The sequence below is a fragment of the Meiothermus hypogaeus genome (assembly GCF_003574035.1).
Lineage (GTDB): Bacteria > Deinococcota > Deinococci > Deinococcales > Thermaceae > Meiothermus > Meiothermus hypogaeus.
On the sequence record NZ_QWKY01000066.1, the window covers coordinates 1 to 18187 of the forward strand.

Consider the following 18187-nt stretch of genomic DNA (forward strand, 5'->3'; position numbering starts at 1 on the left):
CTGCGCAGGTGGAGGGGTTGGGGGTTGGGCCTGCGGCGCCGTAGGAGAAACGCTAGAAGGGGGCGTAGCCCCCCCCCGTGATCCGGCAAAAGGGTTGACCCCGGTCAAAAAAAGCACCACACCCGCCATGATGGCTGCGACCAGTAGGAAGATCAGCGCATCGAGCCAATTTGTTCTAAGCCAACCCATGCCACCAATCTACCGCAATAAGTCTCGGGCGGGAGCATAGCCCAGGTCGGCAGAGCGCTGCCAGGCCCGCCGGGCTTCAGCTACCCGGCCCAACGAGCGCAGGGTGAGACCCAGGTTATACCACGCTACCGAGTTACGGCCATCCAGGGCCACCGCCTGCGAAAGCACCCGTTCCGCGTCGGAGTATTTGCCTGCAGAGTACAGCGCCGCACCCAGGTTGGCTGCTGTGGAAGCACTGGGCGCCAGGGCCTGGGCTTTTTCCAGCGACTCGGCAGCAGCCGCGTAATCCTTCAGGTTGAACTGCGAAACCCCCAGGAAGAACCAGGCTTCGGCGTTATCGGCTTTTTGTTGGGTAACCTGCGAGAGGGTTTCGACTGCCTCGGCGTAGCGTCGCAAGGCATACGAAGATTTACCCTGTAAGAACAGAGCGTCTACCTTGTCGGCCCCCTGGCTGGCCTTGACGGCCATCGCGGCAAAGCGGCCCGACTCTGCAGCCTGACCCAGGCGGTCATAGGCAGTGGCCAGTCCCAACAGCACTTTGGGCTCATCGGGGTTCTGGGCATAGGCATTCTGGAAGGACTCCAAAGCCCCTCGAGCATTTCCGTCGCGCAGGCGAGCGACCCCCAGGTTGTAGTGAGCCGCCCACAGCTTGGGGTCAAGCCGAGCAGCTTCTTGCAGTGAAGCCTGTTGCTCACGGCCTTGTTGCAGGGTGGACTTTTTGAGCAGCAGTTGGGCCCGCGCCGAGTTGTCTTTGGCAGCCTCGAGCCCCCGGTCAATCTCGCGCAGGGCCCGCAGGGGCAAGCCCTGGGCTACGTAGATATCGGCAATTTGCGAGATGGCCTGCACATTGGCGGGGTCGTTGCCCAGGATCTGGTATAGCACCGGTAGGGCTTCCAGGGGCTTGTTGGCCCTGACCAGGCTATCGGCCAGCAAAGAGGTTAGCTCGGCGTCCCCAGGAACTTTTTCCAGGCCCTTGCGGGCAGCAACCGTAGCGGCCTCGTGCTGTCCTTGGGTGCGCAGGGCCTTAACCTGGCCTATATACGCAGGCTTAAGATCGGCAGCGCTCAGGCTGGCTTTCTCGCCCACCTCAACCGCTCTGGCAAAGGCCTGGGCGGCCTCGGCGGCCTGGCCCTGCCGGTCGCGCACTACGCCCAGGTTGAACCACCCTTCAAAACGGTTCGGGTCAAGAGCGGTGAGCTGGGTGAATTCGAAGGCGGCTCCCCGCAGGTCGCCCAGGCGGTACAGGGCCAGACCCAACCCAAAATGAGCGCTGTAGTTGGAGAAGTCCCGGGCAATGACCGCCTCAAAGCCCTGCACGGCCTCGCTGAGGCGCCCCGCCTCGAGGGCCGCCTGGGCCTGTTGCAGCGTCTGCTGAACAGCAGGGGCCGGCTGATTTTGCTGCGCCCAGCCCAGCGAAAGAATCAGAAGCGCCGCGCACAAAAGTTGTTTCATAGCGTCTCCTTCAGGTTAATCCTCATCTTGCCGCCCATTGTAGCACGTGAAGAAAATGCACAAGCGGCAAATGCACTTGTCAAGCCCAATCTTTACAAGATTCTAACCCTAAATCCGTAGGTGGTTGCCGTGAAATAAGCCTATCGCTCAGCATTCAGCATACTGGTGGACGCGTCCTGGGGCTTTTTCATGCTGCCGTTTTTAGCCTATTGCAAACAAGCACCTTGACCAAACAGGTCTCCACCGCTAATATGTAAAAGCTGTCACATGCAGCCACCGTCGCGGGGTGGAGCAGTCTGGTAGCTCGTCGGGCTCATAACCCGAAGGTCATAGGTTCAAATCCTATCCCCGCAACCAGCCAGAGGGCTCCGGAAAAACCGGGGCCCTCCTACTTTTTCGGTCAGACTTTTTCGATACGCCCCAAGGCCTCGGTGGGGGTGCGAGCCCCGATGGCAAAAAGAGCCACGCGCAGTTCGTGCAAAAAGTCCTCGAGCCACGCCACTACAGCTTCTGGGCCCTGGAGGGCCGGCTCGAGCAGGGGTCGGGCCACCGCCACCATCTGCGCCCCCAGGGCCAGGGCCTTGGCGGCATCGGTGCCGGTGCGAATGCCCCCTGAGGCGATCAGGGGCTTGTGGGGCAGAACATCCCGGCACTCCACCAGGGCCTCTGCGGTAGGGATGCCCACCTCCACCAGCTCGGGGTGCAGGATGCGCCCGTGGTGTACAAGCTCTTCTACCCGGGCCCAGCTCGTACCGCCCGCGCCCGCCACATCCAGGGCCGCAAAAGGTAAAGGGGCCAGGCGTTCGGCCACCTCGCGCCCGATGCCGTGTCCCACTTCCTTGAGGATGACCGGAAAGGGAACCTGGGGCAAAAGGCCCGCCAGTTTGTCCAGCAACCCCCTAAAGTCGGTGTCGCCCCCCACCTGAAGGGCCTCTTGCAAGGGGTTGAGATGCAGCGCGAGGGCATCGGCGCCTGCTTGCTGTACGGCCTGCTCGAGCTGTGCCAGACCGTAGCCCTTGTTGAGCTGCACCAGCCCCAGGTTGCCCACGAGCAGCGTACTGGGGGCCACCGCGCGCACCTCAAAGCTAGCCCGGGCCTGAGGGCGCTCGAGCATGACCCGCTGGCTGCCCAGCATCAGGCCCACCCCCAGTTGTTCGGCGGCCTGGGCCAGCGCCCGGTTAATCTGCCCCCCGTGTGCCTCGCCACCGGTCATAGCCCCAATCAAAAAGGGAGCTTTTAGGGTTTTACCCAGAAAAGAGGTGGTCAGGTCTACATCCTGCAAGGCCAGCTCGGGCAGTGCCCGGTAGCGCAGGCGGTAGCGCTCAAACCCGGTGGTGAGCTGGGTGTATTCCACCGGCTCGTGCAGGCAGACCTCGAGGTGCTTGCGCTTGCGTAGTTGAATATCGGGTGCATCGTTCACGGCTAGAGCGATTGTACAGGGCTTCATGGGCTGGCCCTGGGAAAAGCCCAGGTTGAGGACAGGGGCCCACGCTTGGGCACGTAACATGCGTCTGCCAGGGAATGGCTTAGGCCATAGCCACATAGTGGCTATGGCCTAGACGCATTCTTGTTTTCGTGGGCAGCAACGTCTGTGAAGGGCGCGATAAGCGTCGTCTGCCGGCCCTCTGCAAAGCACGATATAGTAAACTCGATGATTTTACTCGTTCCCGAAACGATCGAGCCCCGCCTTTTGCAGGGCTTCCCCGATGGGGTAGAAATTGCTCTTCTGCCCAAGGAAGCGCCTTTGTCGGAGCAGGCCTCGCAGGCCGAGTTCGCCGTAGCTCCCTACGGCAGCGGCGCCAAGCGTTTTTTTGCCGAGCTGCCCAACCTGAAACACCTCAAGGTGGTACAAACCCTTACAGCAGGGGTGGACTGGATTCTGCCACGGCTGCCCCCTGGCATCGTGCTCTGTGATGCAGCGGGGGTGCACGACGTTCCGGTCTCGGAGTGGATTGTGGCTGCCATCCTGAGCGCCATCAAACGCTTCCCCGAGTTCCGCGATGCCCAGCGGGAACAGCGCTGGGCCTACCGCTGGGTGGACGACCTCGAGGGCTCCACGGTGCTGTTTTTGGGGTATGGCTCCATTGCCCGCGCCACCGAAAAGCGCTTGGCTCCTTTCGAGGTGGAGTTTATCCGGGTAGCCCGCACCGCCCGCGAAGGAGTGCATGCCTGGGCCGATTTGCCGGCCTTGCTGCCCAAAGCCGACGTGGTTGTGAATCTGCTACCACATACCCCACAGACCGACAAACTGATTGGGGCGGCCCAGTTTGCCCAGATGAAGCCGGGGGCACTGTTCGTCAACGCAGGGCGGGGCAAAACCGTAGACCAGGAAGCCCTGGTGGAGGCCATCCGGGCCAAGCAGGTACGGCTGGTTACCGATGTCACCGACCCCGAACCCCTGCCCGAAGGGCATCCGCTGTGGTCTTTGCCGGAGGTGTTCTTGACCCCCCACATGGCCGGCTCCACCCCCAAACTATACGAGCGGGGCTTCCGGCTGGTGCGCGAGCAGGTGGCGCGATACATCCGGGGAGAACCCTTGCAAAACGTGGTGCAGGATGGTTATTGACCTGCTGCTGGCCCTGGTGTTTGCGGTGGGGGCCTGGGGCATGGCCCTGTGGATCTCGGCGGAGGTGAGCCTGAGCAAAGCCCAAAACCGCGTGCAAAGCGCTATCAATGTCGGGTTTACCGTAGCGATTCAGGCGGTGTATGTGCTATCGGTACAAACAGTAGGCACCTGGCGCGATGCGTTGCTGGTAATCTCGGTCATGCTGCTGCTGGCCTGGTATGGCATGCTGGGCCTGACCAAAGCCATGACCCAAAGCAGCCTGCCAAAGGCTCGAGGTCTTGCGCGCCTGAGTGAGTGGCTCCGTCGCCTTGAGTTATCTGGACACCGGATATTCGCATTCGTAGCCCTGTTGCTGATGGGCCTGGCCGCACTGATTGGATTCGGCGACCCCACCCTGGTGCTCACCATCAGCCTGCCTTTCGCCGCGACCCTGTTTTGCACCTTATGGGTTCCGCGCTGGCTGCGCAGGTGGGCCTGAGCCCTGCTCTGTGGTGGCGATTGGCTGCTACCGTTGGACCGGGCGCACTAGAACCAGCGCCAGCGAGATGAGCATAAAGGCGATGGCAGCCTGCAAAGGAATAGGAAAACCAGGCATGTATTCGACATTGCAGGGAATGGGGCCTTTACAAACGTTCGGGGCCACGCCCGGAACCCACAGCTCCAGAAGGTGATAACAGCTCCAGAACAGCCCCAGAAGCGATAGGGTGAGGGCATAGGGTCGAATGCCAGCGTCGTTTCGCCAGGTAGCCATGCCCAGCAGGAAAACCAGCGGGTACATGGCGATGCGCTGGTACCAGCAGAGGGTGCAGGGAATAAAGTTGCGCACCTCCGAGTAGTAGAGGCTGCCCAGGGTTGCCACCAGTGCAACCAGCCAGGCCAAAGCCAGCAGCAGCGCGTTGCGGTCGAGCGAAGAAGACGAGGTCTGCATCGGACTCATTCTAAAGCGAAGCGGACGAAACGGCTCTGCACCTGTCCGGGCAGTTCGGCTCCGGTTCCGGCCAGACGTATGAAAGGCCTGGGGTGGATGCGCCCTATCAACGCAGCCCCAACCCCGTTGTCCAGCCGCCTGGGCACGACCCCTGCCAGAAGCCCCACCTCCTGGTAGGTGAGGATGGCACCCACGGCCTCGCCATACAGATAGGCCACAAAGGCCTGACTGTGGGGGTTCTGGAGCAGCTTGCCCACTGCATGCGAGAAGGGAAACCGCCACTCGGGGGTGCGGTAAGCCTCAGTGAGGATACGCGAGATGCTCCAGGCTTCCGACCAGGGCACCTGTTCCGTCCAGTAGGCACGGGGGCTGGGCTCGGACTGGCAGAATTCGAAAATGGCCAAGGGCCGGTAACCCAGGGCCAAAAGCGCGGAGGCATCCTGGTCCTCCGGCACGGTGAAGGCGGGCGGCGCCCCGATGGCCAGAAAACGGGCCTCGAGCTCGGTTCTTGCGGCCTCGGTGTAGCCAAAGGCGGTGTTGCTGAGCAGCAGGGGAAAGTTGGGTTGAAGCAGGTAGGGAATGCCCGCCACCTCGCCAGCGTGCGCACCGGAGGCCAGGGGGCGGTATAGCGCGTGGAGGTCGATAGGCAACACGGCGTGTACTCAGCCCAGCAAGGCCTCGACAAACTCCCCGGCGTCGAAGGGCTGCAGGTCGTCGGCCTTCTCGCCCACACCGATAAACTTGATGGGCACGCCCAGCTCGCGCACGATGGGCACCAGTATGCCCCCCTTGGCAGTGCCGTCGAGCTTGGTCACGATAACCCCGGTCAGGCCTGCGGTCTCGTTGAATTTTTTAGCCTGCTCGAGGCCGTTCTGGCCCGTGACGGCATCCAGCACCAGCCAGACTTCACCTGGCTCATCGGGGTCGGCCTTGGCAATGGAGCGCTTGACCTTGGCCAGCTCCTCCATCAGGTTGTGCTTGGTGTGCAGGCGGCCGGCGGTGTCTACCAGCAGCAGATCTACGCCCCGGGCTTTGCGGGCCGAGGCCGCATCGAAGGCCAGGGCGGCGGGGTCGGAGCCCTCGGGGCCCTGGATGACCGGGATGCCCAGCCGCTCGCCCCACAGGCCCAGCTGGGCCCCACCTGCCGCACGGAAGGTATCGCCCGCGCAGAACATCACACTCTTGCCCTTGGTTTGGTAATACTGGCCCAGCTTGGCGATGGTGGTGGTCTTGCCCACCCCGTTCACCCCTACCATCAGGATGACCTTTCCTTGAGGCTCTACAACGGATTTTTTGGCGTTTGGGTTGAAGCCAGCCTTGCGGATTTTGGCTCGGAAGCGGTCGGGCTCGAGCTGCACCGTGAGGGCTTGTTTGAGGGCTTCTCGCAGGTCTTTTTTACCCGACTGTCGCACCTCCTCCAGTACCTCCTGGGTGGCCTCGACGCCCACATCGGCAGAAATGAGGGCGAACTCGAGTTCCTCCAGCACCTCCTCGGGGCTTTGGCTCCAGGGAACAGATTTGATCAGGTTGTCACGGGTCTTACTAAGGCCCTCTTTGAGGCGCTGAAACCAGCTCATAAGGTATAGTTTACCGCCGAGCGTTGAACGTTTACCGGGCAGGAGTCACCAAATCCTTCCACTGAACAGGGTTGAGCAACCCGGTAGATGACCCTCAAGGGTTTGACCTCCTTGGTAGGGTCGAGCTCAGTGCTGGTGTACACGAGAAGAGCGATGGTTCCAGTGGGCCAGGGTGACCTCGAGCAGGTTCCCCGGTGTGGGATTGCCATAGCGGTTGGCAGGCAGCGTGGTCAGGAGAGGCTCCGCCTCAGAACGTGGCCGCTGCTTGAGGTTGCGTTGCAGGAAGTCTACCAACTGCTGCCAGGCTTCCCCCTGAGCGCCACCCTTTTTGATTTCATCCACGCTCTGCACAAAGGCATGGCCCTGCCCTTCATAAACCTTGATTTCGTGGGGAATTCCAGCTTGCTCGAGCCCAACCTTAAAGGCCTTAACTTCTTCCAGGGGAATCAGGTTGTCGCTGGATCCAAAAATGCCCAATACAGGCCCCGGCAAGCGTCCCAGGGTTTCGGGGTCGCTGACCAGCTGCCCATAAAAGATCCCGGTGGCGGCAATCTGGTTGTTATGCAGCGAGTAGTTGAGGGCAGCAGTACCGCCGTAACAAAAACCCATTACAGCAATGCGCGCGGCATCCACTTCAGGCTGCCGGGAGAGCCACTTGAACACCGAGTCCAGGTCTTGGTTCACCCGTTGGGGTGGGGTGGTGGCCGAGAGGTAGATGGCCCTGGGAATCCAGTCGGTTTTCTGATTGCGATAGGTGTCCGGCGCAACCACCACATAGCCTTGCTCGGAGAGCAATTGGGCCTTATCTACAATCTCCTGTCTAAGGCCCCAAAACTCGTGGATCATAATGATGGCCGGGAATGACCCACTCCCCTCGGGTTTGGCCACATAAGCCTGCACTTCGGGGGAGATGCGGGTATTGGTCAGGGTTTCCAGGCGATTACCATCCAGCGCAGCATCCACTACCACCGAAAGCACCAGGGCCACCACTGCCAGGCCCAGAATGCCGGCTACCCAGGCCAGAATTTTTAGAACGATGGACATAGCTCCACTATCGCAGTGTTTTTGGATGGGTTGTGTAGGGCAGAAGAAAGTTAACCCCAGAGGCAATGCCTGGTCAGGGGTAATACCGGTATAAGCAGCGCCATCTTGAGCTGGTCAAACCCATGAAGGCCATCTACTAAATGGCACGTTCATAAACAACGTATCCGCAGGTATGCCGAGTATGCCGTGACCAACACACACAGCAAGCACCGTAAACTGCCAACGGCTAAACTGCTCTGCTATCATGTCGGGGTTGTATGGTTGTGCCCCCCACCCCCGAAAACCTCGAGCGTGCCGCCCGGATTATCCGCAGTGGCGGCCTGGTGGCCTTTCCCACCGAAACCGTATATGGCCTGGGGGCCAATGCCCTGGATGCGACAGCTGCGGCCAAAATCTTTGCAGCCAAAGAGCGTCCCAGCTTTGATCCCCTCATCGTACATGTCTCGGATCGGGAGATGCTACAGCAGGTGGTGCGGGAGGTTCCGGCAATGGCCGAAAAGTTGATGGCGCGCTTCTGGCCGGGCCCCCTCACGTTAGTACTGCCCAGGTCGGAGCGGGTTCCGGGCATCGTGACCTCGGGGCTGCCCACCGTGGCGGTGCGGATGCCCGCTCATCCGGTAGCCCTCGAGCTGATACGGCGTGCCGGGATGCCCATCGCCGCGCCCAGCGCCAACCCGTTTGGCTATCTGAGCCCGACCCGGGCCGAGCATGTCGAGCGCATGTTGGGGGAGCGGGTAGACCTCATCCTGGACGGCGGAAGGACAACCTATGGCGTGGAATCCACCATCGTTTTGCTAGCAGAAAGGCCCGTCCTGCTGCGTTACGGTGCGATAACGGTTGAAGCCCTCGAGGAGGTGGTGGGCTCGCTCGAGTTACAGGTAGGCGAAACTCAAAAACCCCTGGTTCCCGGCCAGTTGCCCCAGCACTATGCACCACGCACGCCCATTCGTATAGCCCCTCCAGAAAGCATTCCCCAGGAAGCCCGCAAGCAAAGCGGTTACCTGGCCTTCCGGGATGTGCCCAAGGGTTTCAAGGTGGTCAAGGTACTGTCGCCAACGGGCAACATGCTGGAAGCGGCGGCCCATTTATTTGAGGCCCTGCACCAGCTTGACCGGCTGGGTTTGGAGGCCATCTATGCCGAGCCGGTGCCCGAGGAGGGGTTGGGCCGGGCCATTATGGATCGCTTGCGGCGGGCTTCCAGCACAAGCCAGACATCCTCAGAGCCCTAGCAGAGGGCACTCCATTCAAAGGGAAAAGAAATTGCTTTGTCCGGGACGGAAATAGCAGACTCCCGGTTCAAAATTTGCATTTTGGATCTCACTAAAGCTTTATATTGACGGGTAGTTAGCTGTATTTGACAGAAAAATTAGGAGATTAAGTTGGAGGCGTAACCCTCTTCAAGCAACATTCTTTCTGTGCTACGCCTGCTAATCCGGGGTAAGCTGCCGGTGGAGCGGGTGGCGGGGAAGCGTTGGGGTTGGCTCGAGGACGCACTCGCATACGCCGAATTCTCAGGTTTGGTGATTGTGGAACTGCCTGGAGGCGAGCTGGCCAGGCTGTTCTACCACCAGGGGGCGCTGGTTTATCTGGCCTGGAAAGAGCATTCCCCCCACGAAGCGGCGGAAAAAATACAGCAGGCCGCCCTGCAGGCTACTTTTTCGGTCTATCCGTTCGATGAAGCCCGACAAACCCTGGCCCTGGCGGCGGTGGATGGGGTGATTGTGCAGGCTGCCGAACCCCTCGAGTCCCACCATGCCGAGCTGTGGAAGGAACTCCAGCGCAAGCATTTCTCGGGGGTCCTGGCCCTGGAAGACCGGGCTGTTCTGCATATCACGCTGTTTCAGGATGGGATCATCCGCATGGGGGACGAGCCTCCCGCTGGCTTTAAACCAACCCGCCAGACTTTGATTGCTTGGACCAGGCGCATCCCTGCAAGGCTAAACCTGAACCTCCAACCGCTCAAGCCCTGGCCCACGGGCGAACCCGGTTCTACAACCAAGGTCGACCATGAGGCCATCTGGAATCTGGTTCATCAGGTGCTGGGGGCCCACCTGGGTTTTCAAGCAGGGCTATTAGAAATGCGTCTCAGGCGCGAGCTATACCATCTGGAGGCCCATGAGCTGATCGAAAACCTGGCAACTTGGCTGGCCCAGAACAAGCATCCTGGCATAGCCAGAGAACTGCATCAGCAGCTAGGGCGTGTGCAGTACCGGGCTTTTTACGAGCATTTTGAGTGACCATTACGCACTTCACAGACGTGGCCGCCCGAACGGGCGACCACAGTCCTGGGTGGGATACAGGATTCTTAGCCCTCAATGGCGCAATCTTTGTGAAGAGCGCTCTAGGGCGGTTTGATCCGAGGGATATGGAGATAGCAAACCGCCTCCCAGATGATGTTAGCGCTCATCTCACCCCAAGGTTATTTCCTGAAACCGCCTTAGGCGAACTGTTCTGCTACAGCCATGGCCACATCAATAGCTCTTTGCACGGCCTGATCCTTGGCTTCCAGGATGGGCTGTTCGGCCCGGGTGCGCTGGGCAATAATGCCGCAGATGCAAGCCGCGGCGAACCCATATACATTCCCCATCTTGAACAGGGTTCCGGCCTCCATCTCGTAGTTCAGGATCCTCAGGTTGCGATACTCTTCGGTGATGCCCTGTAGCGTCCGCAGCAGGTGGGGGTTGGCCGAACCAGTGCGCTCCTGTCCTTCGTAAAAGGTATCTACCGAGGCGGTAATCCCCAGTGCATAGTCAATGCCCAGCCGCTTGGCAGCCTCTACCAGTGCCACCGTGAGGAAAGGGTCGGCGCTGGCAGGATACTCGGGCGGTGCAATGTCGTTGGCGGCCCCCTGTCGGCACAGAGCGGCCTTGGAAATGACCACACTGCCCGGCAACACATCATCTTGAATGGAGCCGCTGGTGCCTACGCGAATGATGGTGCGGATGCCTGCCTGAACCAGCTCGTTAACCACAATGCTCAAGCTAGGGGCCCCCATGCCGCTGGTCGACGAAAGGACAGGCCGCCCGTTGGGCAAGAACCCCAGGTAACTATTCAGTCCCCGGTTTTCCGAGAGGATCCGGGTCTGGCTCAGCCTGGTTCGAGCAATCAGGGTTGCGCGGTTGGGATCGCCGCTCAGGATGGCCAGGGTAGGAGGGGTGTCACCCAAGTCTTCAGGCCCAAATCCGATGTGGTAAAAGGCTGCCATTTACTTATTATGGCACTCCTGCACTGGTTTAGCCCAAACAATTTTGTTACCAACAAGACTCGATCCGACCCCAAGATGGACATTTTTCTTTATGCTCATGGCGTGGACTGCGTCGTCGCCAAGGCTGGCAAGGAGAAGAAGGTACGTAATTTCTATCCAGGGCTATTTGCCGATGAACTGGAGTCAGTTCCGGACAGACCGGGCGTGGTACAGGTGTTTTCAATTCACAATGCCCTCCTGGGCGTGGGCTACTACGACCCCAGGAGCCGTGTGGCCCTGCGGGTCTACCGCTTTGAGGATGGGCCGCTGGACAAGAAATTCTTTCTGCACCGCTTTGCGCGGGCCAAAGAAAAACGGGCTCGGATGGGCGATTTTCACCGTCTGGTACACGCCGAGGCCGATGGTTTGCCGGGGCTGGTGGTGGATCGCTTTGGGGAAATATTGGTAGTGCAGGTGCGTAATCGGGCCATGGAGGCCCTGCGGGAAACCTGGCTACCCGCCCTAATTGAGGTGGTGGAACCAGTGGGCATCTACGAGCGCTCCGACATGGACAGCCGTCGACAGGAGGGACTGCCTGAGAAGATTGGCGTTATTTACGGTGAAGTGCCGCAGGTGTTGGAAGTAGACGAGGATGGGCTGGTGTTCCAGATCCCCATTGCCCTGGCGCAAAAGACCGGCTATTACCTGGACCAGCGCGAGAACCGCAGGTTGCTAGAGCAAATGGCAGAGCCGGGCCAGCGCGTGCTGGATGTGTACAGCTACGCAGGAGCCTTCGCGCTGCGGGCGGCCCGCAAAGGGGCCTACGCACTGGCGATAGACAAAGACCTGGAGGCCCTGGGGGTGCTGGATCGCACTGCCTCCAGGCTGGGGCTACGGGTAGATATTCGCCAGGGAGACGCCCTGGAAGCGTTGGAAAGCCTGACCCGAAGCAAAACCCCACCCTTTCAGCACGTACTGCTCGATCCCCCCACCCTGGTCAAGAAGCCCGATGAACTGCCCAGGGTCAAGCGGCTCCTGGTGGATTTATTGCGGCCTGCCCTGCGGCTTTTGGATTCTAAGGGGTGGCTGTGGCTCTCGAGCTGCGCTTACTATCTGGGGGTGGACGAGCTGCTCGAGGTAACCCGCCGAGCCGCCGCCGATGAAGGCCGTCGCCTGCGGGTTCATGCCATCCACTACAATCCCCCCGACCACCCCTGGAGCCTGCACGTGCCGGAGTCGCTTTACCTCAAGACGGTCATTTTTCAGGACGATCCGCTCTAGAGAGGGGCCGCCCGAGTTCCGCAAAATAGTCGGCAAGCGCAGTTTGAGCGGTCTGGTGCCCCAGCTGGCGCATCAGACCAAACAACTGCCCCCGGAAATGTGCCGCCTGATTAACAGCGCTCAAGACACCCTGCCACTTGGGCAACCGGGCCCCTAGCCAGGGCACGTAGACCTGGCTCTGGGCAAAGTAGGTGGCCAGTTCGGGGTCGTGGAGGAAACCGGCAAGCTGCTCGTAGCGGGCCAGAATCACGTGGTAGTCGGTTTCCAGGTGACCAAACTCGATGTAATAGTCGGGGTCGGGAGGCTCGCTCAGGCCAGAGGGCTCTCCGGCCAGCAGTTCGTACCAGGCCCAATCGGCGCGGAACATCTGCTCCAAAATACCGCGCACACTTGCACACCCTGCCGCCAGGCTCTGCAAGTATTCCTCTTTAGATAACCCCCCAACAGAAGCCAGGATTCGTCTGGTAGCCCAAACCGTATAGCGCAAATGGGTGGCCAGGTAGGTCTCGAGCCGGATCAAGGGGCACTCCGCAAAATCTGCCGAATCGCCGAGGCGTGGTAGGCGGTATGGGCAATGTGGTGGATCATCTGTGTGAGCTCTGTCTCGCGCCAGAAGGGTTTTTCCTGGATGAGCGCCCGGGTCGCTTGGTACTGTTGTCGCAGTTCGGACTTGAGTTGGTTCCACTCGGCCTCGCTTAACTGCCGCAGCTTCCACGATGATTGCCAGTCGGCCTCGATGCGCTGGTTATTGAGCATGGCCAGCACCACGCGTAGGGTCAGCAGGGCATGGTCGGCATGAGCCGCAATGGTGCTACCCCCCTCAGTAATGGATTGACCAGCCTGAGCAGCGCTGAGGGGCTCGAGGCTGAACAAAAGCCCGTTGTACCAGCCGTAGCTCTGGTTCGTTTCATCCCCCTCGAAGGCCATCTCGAGGCCGCTCAGCAAGGCTTTGGTCAAGCCCGCATGGACAAACTTTTCCTGCTCTGGATACTCCATCCAAACCTCCCGACGGCAAAAAGACTATAAATTTGCCCAACTTTTCTGAAGATAGCAGAATAAATCGTGGTGTACAATCCACCCTCTGAAGGAGAGGTTATCGCTTATAAACTGCGGGCCGCTTATGCTGGTGGTGTGCAGGAAGTAAACTTGCCCATCCGCGACAACATCCACGTTCACGTGGAGGTGGTGTATGCCGAGCAGCACTCGAGGCCGGGGCAGCATGTGTTCGTCTATTTCATTACCCTAGAAAACCGCGGCCACGAGACCGTACAACTTTTGAGCCGTGAATGGTTTATCCATGATGGCAACGGCGAGGTGGGACACGTGCAGGGCGAGGGGGTGGTGGGCGAAAAACCCATCCTCGAGCCGGGGCAAAGCTACCGGTACAATAGCTTTTGCCCGATTGCTCACCCACCGGGTTCCATGCAGGGGTACTACACCTTCCAGAACACCCTGGGCGAGCTGTTTCGTGTCGAGATACCGGCCTTTGCGCTGAGGCTTCCAGAGGCAGGCCCTCGTACCCTCAACTGATGCACGGTCCATGGAGGGCATTGCGGGAATTTATGGACGACACCCCCCTGGTTGGATGGTTAATCTGGATGGGTGGTGGCCGGGGCACTGCTCTACTTCCTCAAGCCACCTGCTTGCCAGCCGACTCTTTCAGCCAGAACTGCTACCGCATCCGCCAATCGTGCTCCATCATCGAGCGGCGGTTTGTGCTCGAGCCCATCGAGGCCGTTCGATGGGAAGCCTTTACCCAGTTATACCGGATTCAAAAAGACAGTTTACAAAACCAAAAACCCCATAGGTTGTCTTTTTGAATCCTGGAGCACACCCCTCCCTTGAGTACCGGCGCTAGCCGGGGGCCGATGGCACTTCACTGTCGGTCGGCGAAAAAAGCGTCTCCCTTCCAAGGGGCAGTATCGCCCTCCGCTACGCGGATAACTTCGGCCCTGTTGATCCTTTACCGAACGGTAACGAATCAACCAAATCTGGTATTGGCCGTCTTGCGGCTGGTACGGTTGAAGCGCTGTTGTCTATGCAGCGCACGAAAAGTCCTTCTTTACATTCTTTACAGCTTGGAGGCGAGCCAAAGCATGGTTTCGGCCTCGAGGCCCCTGCGTTCTATTTCAGACACAACGTCTGCCGGGGGAACCCTGGCCTGGTTAATCCAAAATTGAAACATGCGCTACAAAATAGCCACTTTCATGTAACGCCTGGATATTGCAAGCCGACTCTCATTTTGGCATAGCCCTGAGTTGTGAAATTTGCCCCATTAAAAGGCAAATTTGTAGAAAGGCTCAGATGAGAGCTTTAACGTAACGGATTAAAGCTCCCTTGACTTTTCTTACACCCCTGCGTTACTTATAGCACCTGATGCCGATTCGCCGTCATCCTGTGCGTTACACCTTATGGTTGGCCCGCACTGGCGCCGCCCCCAAAACCCTATCACTGCCGGTATGGATTCCGGCGGTGGTGCTGTTGGTGCTGGTGGCTTGGAGCGGGCTTAATCTATGGCTATGGCAGCGCACGGCCGAGATGCGCAGTTTGCAGATTCAGCTGGTCAGTTTGTCGGATCAGGCCCGCAAGCTCAACAATCAGCTTGCCACCGAGCGCACCCGCAACAATGCCCTGAGTCAGGATGCCCAGAGCATCCTCAAGCAGTTGCAGGTACTGGAAAGCGAGATCAACACCCTGCGCGAACGCGCCGGAATGCCCAAAATTAGGCTCCTGCCCACCCGCAACGAAGGCGGAGGGCGCGGCGGCGCCTCGGTACCGGCGGAGCTCGAGGAGGTCTTCAAGTACGCCAGCCAGCAGACGGCGGCCTTTACCAGCAAGCTGAGCGAAGTCTCCCCCGCTCTCACCGAAACCCTCCAGCGGGAAGCGGCCATGCCCTATGGCTATCCCCTTCGGGGGCAAACCCGCATCACCTCGTACTTTGGCTACCGTCGCAACCCTTTCGGCTGGGGGTTCGAGTTTCACAATGGCATAGATTTCCCCGCCTCCTACGGCACTGCCGTGCGGGTCACGGGAGCCGGAGAGGTGATTGAGGCTGGCTGGAAAGGGCCTTTTGGTCTGGCCGTGGTGGTGGATCACGGCTACGGCTACCGTACCCTGTATGGCCACCTGTCCTCCATTTCGGTACGGGTAGGGCAAAGCCTCGAGCGCGGCGACCTGGTGGGGTTGGTCGGCTCGACCGGCCGTTCCACCGGCCCACACCTGCATTACACAATCTTCCGCAACGGAGGTGAAGTGAATCCCACCGCGTATCTGGACTGAGCATCACGCACGGTCACGATAAAGGTCAAGGGTTTTGTGATAACTATCTACTGGGCACAATTTTCGAGCGACAATTGGTTCGCTCGTCCCCTCAGAAATGTACGCACTCTATAGACCGATTCCGCAGGGTATGATCTGGGGGTTGGTCTGCAAGGGCTCGCTTGAAAGTGAAAAGTTTGCATATGAAAGCAGGGGTGTAGACTATGGCGGTGTTAGGCGGAGGACGTAAACCCAACCCGGCGGCGCTCACCTACGTGAGCGAGGGCAGCGAGATTGAGGGCAACCTGAAGGCGGGGGGCAGCGCCCGCATCGACGGAAAGATCAAGGGTTCGGTAGTTGTCGAGGGCGACCTCGAGGTCGGCAGCAACGCCCACATCGAAGGCGAGCAGGTCAAGGCCAACAACATCATCGTGCATGGGCAAATCAACGCCCAGGTCATTGCCAGCGGCAAACTGCATATCACCAAAAGCGCACGCGTGGAGGGTGACGTGCGGGCCATGTCGCTCGATGTGGAGGCGGGCGCAGTGTTCGTCGGCCGTAGCCAAACCGGAGAACCCAGGGCTTTACCCCAGAGCACCAAAGCCGGTAATAGCTGAGTGACAAGGGCCGAAAACGGAAGGTTCCAGGCGGCCCTCGAGCCCTGGCTACTTTTGTTTTGGCAGCTACGATTGACCGGAAGTTAAGCGCTCTTGGTCAGGAATCACCCAATCAAACGTCCTACCAGAGTAGGCTGATAGGGTCATGGCGAAAGAGCCCCACCCCCTCGCCTCGAGCGTCACCCTGACGCTGCCGCTCTGGGTGATAGCCATTCTGCCGGTGTTGCTGATTGCAGCGGTGCTTTTGGGGTGGGATCGCAGCTCGAGCGAACGCGCCCAACTGGCCGAGTTACAGACCCAGGCCCGCAAGCTTAGCCTGGAACTCGAGGCCGAAAAAAGCCGCAACGAAGCCTATAGCATCGAGGCGGTACAACTTCAGCAAAGCCTCAAGGTGCTGGAGGCCGAAATCAACCGTCTGCGGGTCAAGGCGGGCTTGCCCAAGATTCGCCTGGTGCCCGAACCTGTCCAGCCCAACCAGCCCCCACCCAAGCCGGAAAATACCCCCAGGGGCGCGGGCGAACCCATTGAGCTGGGCGAGCTGCTGCTCAGCTTGCGTTCGCAGGTAGGGGGTTTTGCTGCGGAGCTCGAGGCCACCGCCCTGGCCCTCAACAACCCCCTCCCCCCCGACCCCAGCCCAGGGCGCATTCTTCGGCGCTCCCCCCCTGCCCTAGCCCGTGCGCCACAAACCCAGACCCCCGACCCGGCACAATTTACGCCCAGCGGTCTGCCCTTGCTGGCCGAGACCCGCCTTACCTCCACCTTCGGCTACCGTTCCAACCCTTTTGGCGGGGGGGCCTACGAATTCCATAACGGCGCAGATTTTGCTGCCCCCGAGGGCACCCCGGTTTATGCCACGGCCGCCGGTTTGGTGAGCGAGATGGGCTGGAACCCCATCTTCGGGCTGATGGTACTGATCGACCACGGCAACGGCCTGCACACCCTGTACGGCCATCTTTCCTCATCATATGTGGAAAAAGGTCAGCAGGTCGAGCAAAGCCGCCTGATTGGGGCAGTGGGCTCCACCGGGCGCTCCACCGGGCCGCACCTGCACTACACGGTCTACCGCTACGGGGTGGCGGTAGACCCCATGCCTTACGTGGGTATTGCCTCCAGCCGGTAGTTTTGAACGGAACGATTTTTTCGGCCAAAATTTGAACCCCGTTCAAGCAGGGGGGGTTTCGTGCAATTCTCATTCTGGGGTATAAGATAGGGCGTTATGGCCTTAGAGCGGCTTTTCCGCCGTCGCCGGGCACAAGGGGAGGCCAGGGACATTCCCGAGCTGTGGGTCAAGTGCCCCAAGTGCGACGCGCAGATTTACAAAAAAGACCTCGAGACCACCCTGCACGTCTGCCCCAAGTGCGAGCATCACCTGCGGCTGTCCGCCGACAAGCGCATCGAGATGCTGGCCGATGCGGGCAGCTTCGAGCAGATCACCGGCCTCAAACCCACCGACCCCCTGGGCTTTGTGGACACCGAGCCCTATCCCAAGCGCCTCGAGCGCTACCAAAAAGAAGCCGGGCGCCCCGACGCCATTGTGGGTGGGCGGTGCACCATTGGCGGTGTGGAAAGTGTGCTGCTGGTGATGGACTATGCCTTTGCTGGCGGTTCGATGGGCAGCGTGGTGGGCGAGGAGATTACCCGCGGCATCGAGCTGGCCGCCCAGGAAAACCGGGGGGTGGTAATTGTCTCGGTCTCGGGCGGGGCGCGTATGCAGGAAGCCGCCCTCTCCCTGATGCAGATGGCCAAAACCACCCTGGCCCTCGATCGGCTCTGGGCCCGCAAGCTGCCCTATGTCTCGATCCTCACCGACCCCACCACCGGGGGGGTAACGGCCAGCTTTGCTGCTATTGCCGATGTGATTTTGGCCGAGCCCGGCGCCCTGATCGGCTTTGCCGGGCCCCGGGTCATCAAGCAGACCATCCGCCAGGACTTGCCCGAAGGCTTCCAGCGCGCCGAGTTTCTGCTCAAGCACGGCATGGTTGACCAGGTGGTAGACCGCCGCCGGCTCAAGGAAACCGTGGCAAGGATCCTGAAACTATTGCACCCCAGGACGGTGAGCCATGCCGGGTAGGGGTCGGGGGTCGGGGTTCG

Annotated in this window: 20 protein-coding genes and 1 tRNA gene; 12 read left to right on the forward strand and 9 right to left on the reverse strand. The window is 60.2% G+C overall.

Features of this window, described 5'->3' with window-relative positions; genetic code table 11:
- Positions 1-198: 198 nt before the first annotated feature.
- Positions 199-1641, reverse strand: a complete 1443-nt coding sequence (locus Mhypo_RS13835) for a tetratricopeptide repeat protein (protein WP_119341879.1) — start codon at positions 1639-1641, stop codon at positions 199-201.
- 280 nt (positions 1642-1921) lie between these two features.
- Between Mhypo_RS13835 and Mhypo_RS13840 the strand changes: the two genes are divergently transcribed.
- Positions 1922-1998, forward strand: a tRNA-Met gene (locus Mhypo_RS13840).
- A gap of 43 nt (positions 1999-2041) precedes the next feature.
- Here the strand turns inward: Mhypo_RS13840 and fni are convergent.
- Positions 2042-3088, reverse strand: a complete 1047-nt coding sequence (fni, locus tag Mhypo_RS13845) for a type 2 isopentenyl-diphosphate Delta-isomerase (RefSeq protein ID WP_170148312.1) — start codon at positions 3086-3088, stop codon at positions 2042-2044.
- A gap of 204 nt (positions 3089-3292) precedes the next feature.
- Between fni and Mhypo_RS13850 the strand changes: the two genes are divergently transcribed.
- Positions 3293-4207, forward strand: coding sequence for a 2-hydroxyacid dehydrogenase (locus tag Mhypo_RS13850; RefSeq protein ID WP_119341880.1), 915 nt, complete (start codon positions 3293-3295; stop codon positions 4205-4207).
- The gene (locus Mhypo_RS13855) at positions 4197-4685 is read left to right on the forward strand and encodes a hypothetical protein (RefSeq protein WP_119341881.1); all 489 of its coding nucleotides are present in this window, start codon (positions 4197-4199) and stop codon (positions 4683-4685) included. Before Mhypo_RS13850 ends, Mhypo_RS13855 begins: the two co-directional genes overlap by 11 nt.
- Positions 4686-4712: 27 nt before the next feature.
- Here the strand turns inward: Mhypo_RS13855 and Mhypo_RS13860 are convergent, their stop codons facing one another.
- The 4 genes from Mhypo_RS13860 to Mhypo_RS13875 all read right to left on the reverse strand — a co-directional run bounded on the left by Mhypo_RS13860 (position 4713) and on the right by Mhypo_RS13875 (position 7756).
- Positions 4713-5135, reverse strand: coding sequence for a disulfide bond formation protein B (locus tag Mhypo_RS13860; RefSeq protein ID WP_170148309.1), 423 nt, complete (start codon positions 5133-5135; stop codon positions 4713-4715).
- A gap of 5 nt (positions 5136-5140) precedes the next feature.
- Positions 5141-5788: a hypothetical protein gene (locus Mhypo_RS13865; protein WP_119341883.1), complete on the reverse strand. Its 648-nt coding sequence runs from the start codon at positions 5786-5788 to the stop codon at positions 5141-5143.
- A gap of 9 nt (positions 5789-5797) precedes the next feature.
- Positions 5798-6712, reverse strand: coding sequence for a signal recognition particle-docking protein FtsY (ftsY, locus tag Mhypo_RS13870; protein ID WP_119341884.1), 915 nt, complete (start codon positions 6710-6712; stop codon positions 5798-5800).
- Between the two features lie 126 nt (positions 6713-6838).
- Positions 6839-7756, reverse strand: coding sequence for a dienelactone hydrolase family protein (locus tag Mhypo_RS13875; protein WP_119341885.1), 918 nt, complete (start codon positions 7754-7756; stop codon positions 6839-6841).
- A 257-nt stretch (positions 7757-8013) separates the two neighbouring features.
- Here Mhypo_RS13875 and Mhypo_RS13880 point away from each other — a divergent pair, with 257 nt between their 5' ends.
- Positions 8014-8985, forward strand: coding sequence for an L-threonylcarbamoyladenylate synthase (locus Mhypo_RS13880; RefSeq protein WP_119341886.1), 972 nt, complete (start codon positions 8014-8016; stop codon positions 8983-8985).
- 186 nt (positions 8986-9171) lie between these two features.
- A complete protein-coding gene (locus Mhypo_RS13885) occupies positions 9172-9993 on the forward strand; it encodes a hypothetical protein (RefSeq protein WP_119341887.1) in 822 nt (273 codons plus the stop codon).
- 200 nt (positions 9994-10193) lie between these two features.
- Here the strand turns inward: Mhypo_RS13885 and Mhypo_RS13890 are convergent, their stop codons facing one another.
- Positions 10194-10961, reverse strand: a complete 768-nt coding sequence (locus Mhypo_RS13890) for a nucleoside phosphorylase (protein ID WP_119341888.1) — start codon at positions 10959-10961, stop codon at positions 10194-10196.
- A 75-nt stretch (positions 10962-11036) separates the two neighbouring features.
- Between Mhypo_RS13890 and Mhypo_RS13895 the strand changes: the two genes are divergently transcribed.
- A complete protein-coding gene (locus Mhypo_RS13895) occupies positions 11037-12221 on the forward strand; it encodes a class I SAM-dependent rRNA methyltransferase (RefSeq protein ID WP_371862137.1) in 1185 nt (394 codons plus the stop codon).
- Here Mhypo_RS13895 and Mhypo_RS13900 read toward each other — a convergent pair.
- Together Mhypo_RS13900 and Mhypo_RS18190 are read right to left on the reverse strand one after the other, a co-directional pair.
- The gene (locus Mhypo_RS13900) at positions 12196-12741 is read right to left on the reverse strand and encodes a DinB family protein (protein ID WP_170148310.1); all 546 of its coding nucleotides are present in this window, start codon (positions 12739-12741) and stop codon (positions 12196-12198) included. The genes Mhypo_RS13895 and Mhypo_RS13900 overlap by 26 nt on opposite strands.
- The gene (locus tag Mhypo_RS18190; RefSeq protein ID WP_170148311.1) at positions 12738-13217 is read right to left on the reverse strand and encodes a hypothetical protein; all 480 of its coding nucleotides are present in this window, start codon (positions 13215-13217) and stop codon (positions 12738-12740) included. Before Mhypo_RS18190 ends, Mhypo_RS13900 begins: the two co-directional genes overlap by 4 nt.
- Before the next feature lie 135 nt (positions 13218-13352).
- Between Mhypo_RS18190 and apaG the strand changes: the two genes are divergently transcribed.
- The 6 genes from apaG (at position 13353) to accD (ending at position 18167) form a co-directional block, all read left to right on the forward strand.
- Positions 13353-13751 carry a Co2+/Mg2+ efflux protein ApaG gene (apaG, locus tag Mhypo_RS13910; protein WP_240637261.1) on the forward strand — a complete coding sequence of 133 codons (399 nt, stop codon included), beginning with the start codon at positions 13353-13355 and terminating at the stop codon, positions 13749-13751.
- Complete coding sequence (locus Mhypo_RS13915) at positions 13751-14041, forward strand: hypothetical protein (protein WP_147075393.1); 291 nt, start codon at positions 13751-13753, stop codon at positions 14039-14041. Before apaG ends, Mhypo_RS13915 begins: the two co-directional genes overlap by 1 nt.
- A 556-nt stretch (positions 14042-14597) precedes the next feature.
- Positions 14598-15500 (forward strand): M23 family metallopeptidase, encoded by a 903-nt coding sequence (locus tag Mhypo_RS13920; RefSeq protein ID WP_119341892.1) that lies wholly within the window; start codon positions 14598-14600, stop codon positions 15498-15500.
- A gap of 203 nt (positions 15501-15703) precedes the next feature.
- Positions 15704-16096 (forward strand): bactofilin family protein, encoded by a 393-nt coding sequence (locus Mhypo_RS13925; RefSeq protein ID WP_119341893.1) that lies wholly within the window; start codon positions 15704-15706, stop codon positions 16094-16096.
- Positions 16097-16241: 145 nt separating this feature from the next.
- Positions 16242-17216, forward strand: coding sequence for a M23 family metallopeptidase (locus tag Mhypo_RS13930; RefSeq protein ID WP_119341894.1), 975 nt, complete (start codon positions 16242-16244; stop codon positions 17214-17216).
- 96 nt (positions 17217-17312) lie between these two features.
- Positions 17313-18167, forward strand: a complete 855-nt coding sequence (accD, locus tag Mhypo_RS13935) for an acetyl-CoA carboxylase, carboxyltransferase subunit beta (RefSeq protein WP_119341895.1) — start codon at positions 17313-17315, stop codon at positions 18165-18167.
- The last annotated feature ends 20 nt before the right edge of the window (positions 18168-18187 follow it).

Bases quoted from the DNA above. Each gene is read 5' to 3' on its own strand.
- ftsY (WP_119341884.1), bottom strand. From the start codon at position 6,712: ATGAGCTGGTTTCAGCGCCTCAAAGAGGGCCTTAGTAAGACCCGTGAC.
- Mhypo_RS13860 (WP_170148309.1), bottom strand. From the start codon at position 5,135: ATGCAGACCTCGTCTTCTTCGCTCGACCGCAACGCGCTGCTGCTGGCT.
- Mhypo_RS13895 (WP_371862137.1), top strand. From the start codon at position 11,037: ATGGACATTTTTCTTTATGCTCATGGCGTGGACTGCGTCGTCGCCAAG.
- accD (WP_119341895.1), top strand. From the start codon at position 17,313: ATGGCCTTAGAGCGGCTTTTCCGCCGTCGCCGGGCACAAGGGGAGGCC.
- Mhypo_RS13890 (WP_119341888.1), bottom strand. From the start codon at position 10,961: ATGGCAGCCTTTTACCACATCGGATTTGGGCCTGAAGACTTGGGTGAC.
- Mhypo_RS13850 (WP_119341880.1), top strand. From the start codon at position 3,293: ATGATTTTACTCGTTCCCGAAACGATCGAGCCCCGCCTTTTGCAGGGC.
- fni (WP_170148312.1), bottom strand. From the start codon at position 3,088: ATGAAGCCCTGTACAATCGCTCTAGCCGTGAACGATGCACCCGATATT.
- Mhypo_RS13915 (WP_147075393.1), top strand. From the start codon at position 13,751: ATGCACGGTCCATGGAGGGCATTGCGGGAATTTATGGACGACACCCCC.
- Mhypo_RS13930 (WP_119341894.1), top strand. From the start codon at position 16,242: ATGGCGAAAGAGCCCCACCCCCTCGCCTCGAGCGTCACCCTGACGCTG.
- Mhypo_RS13920 (WP_119341892.1), top strand. From the start codon at position 14,598: ATGCCGATTCGCCGTCATCCTGTGCGTTACACCTTATGGTTGGCCCGC.
- Mhypo_RS13880 (WP_119341886.1), top strand. From the start codon at position 8,014: ATGGTTGTGCCCCCCACCCCCGAAAACCTCGAGCGTGCCGCCCGGATT.
- Mhypo_RS13855 (WP_119341881.1), top strand. From the start codon at position 4,197: ATGGTTATTGACCTGCTGCTGGCCCTGGTGTTTGCGGTGGGGGCCTGG.
- Mhypo_RS13835 (WP_119341879.1), bottom strand. From the start codon at position 1,641: ATGAAACAACTTTTGTGCGCGGCGCTTCTGATTCTTTCGCTGGGCTGG.
- Mhypo_RS13925 (WP_119341893.1), top strand. From the start codon at position 15,704: ATGGCGGTGTTAGGCGGAGGACGTAAACCCAACCCGGCGGCGCTCACC.
- Mhypo_RS13875 (WP_119341885.1), bottom strand. From the start codon at position 7,756: ATGTCCATCGTTCTAAAAATTCTGGCCTGGGTAGCCGGCATTCTGGGC.
- Mhypo_RS18190 (WP_170148311.1), bottom strand. From the start codon at position 13,217: ATGGAGTATCCAGAGCAGGAAAAGTTTGTCCATGCGGGCTTGACCAAA.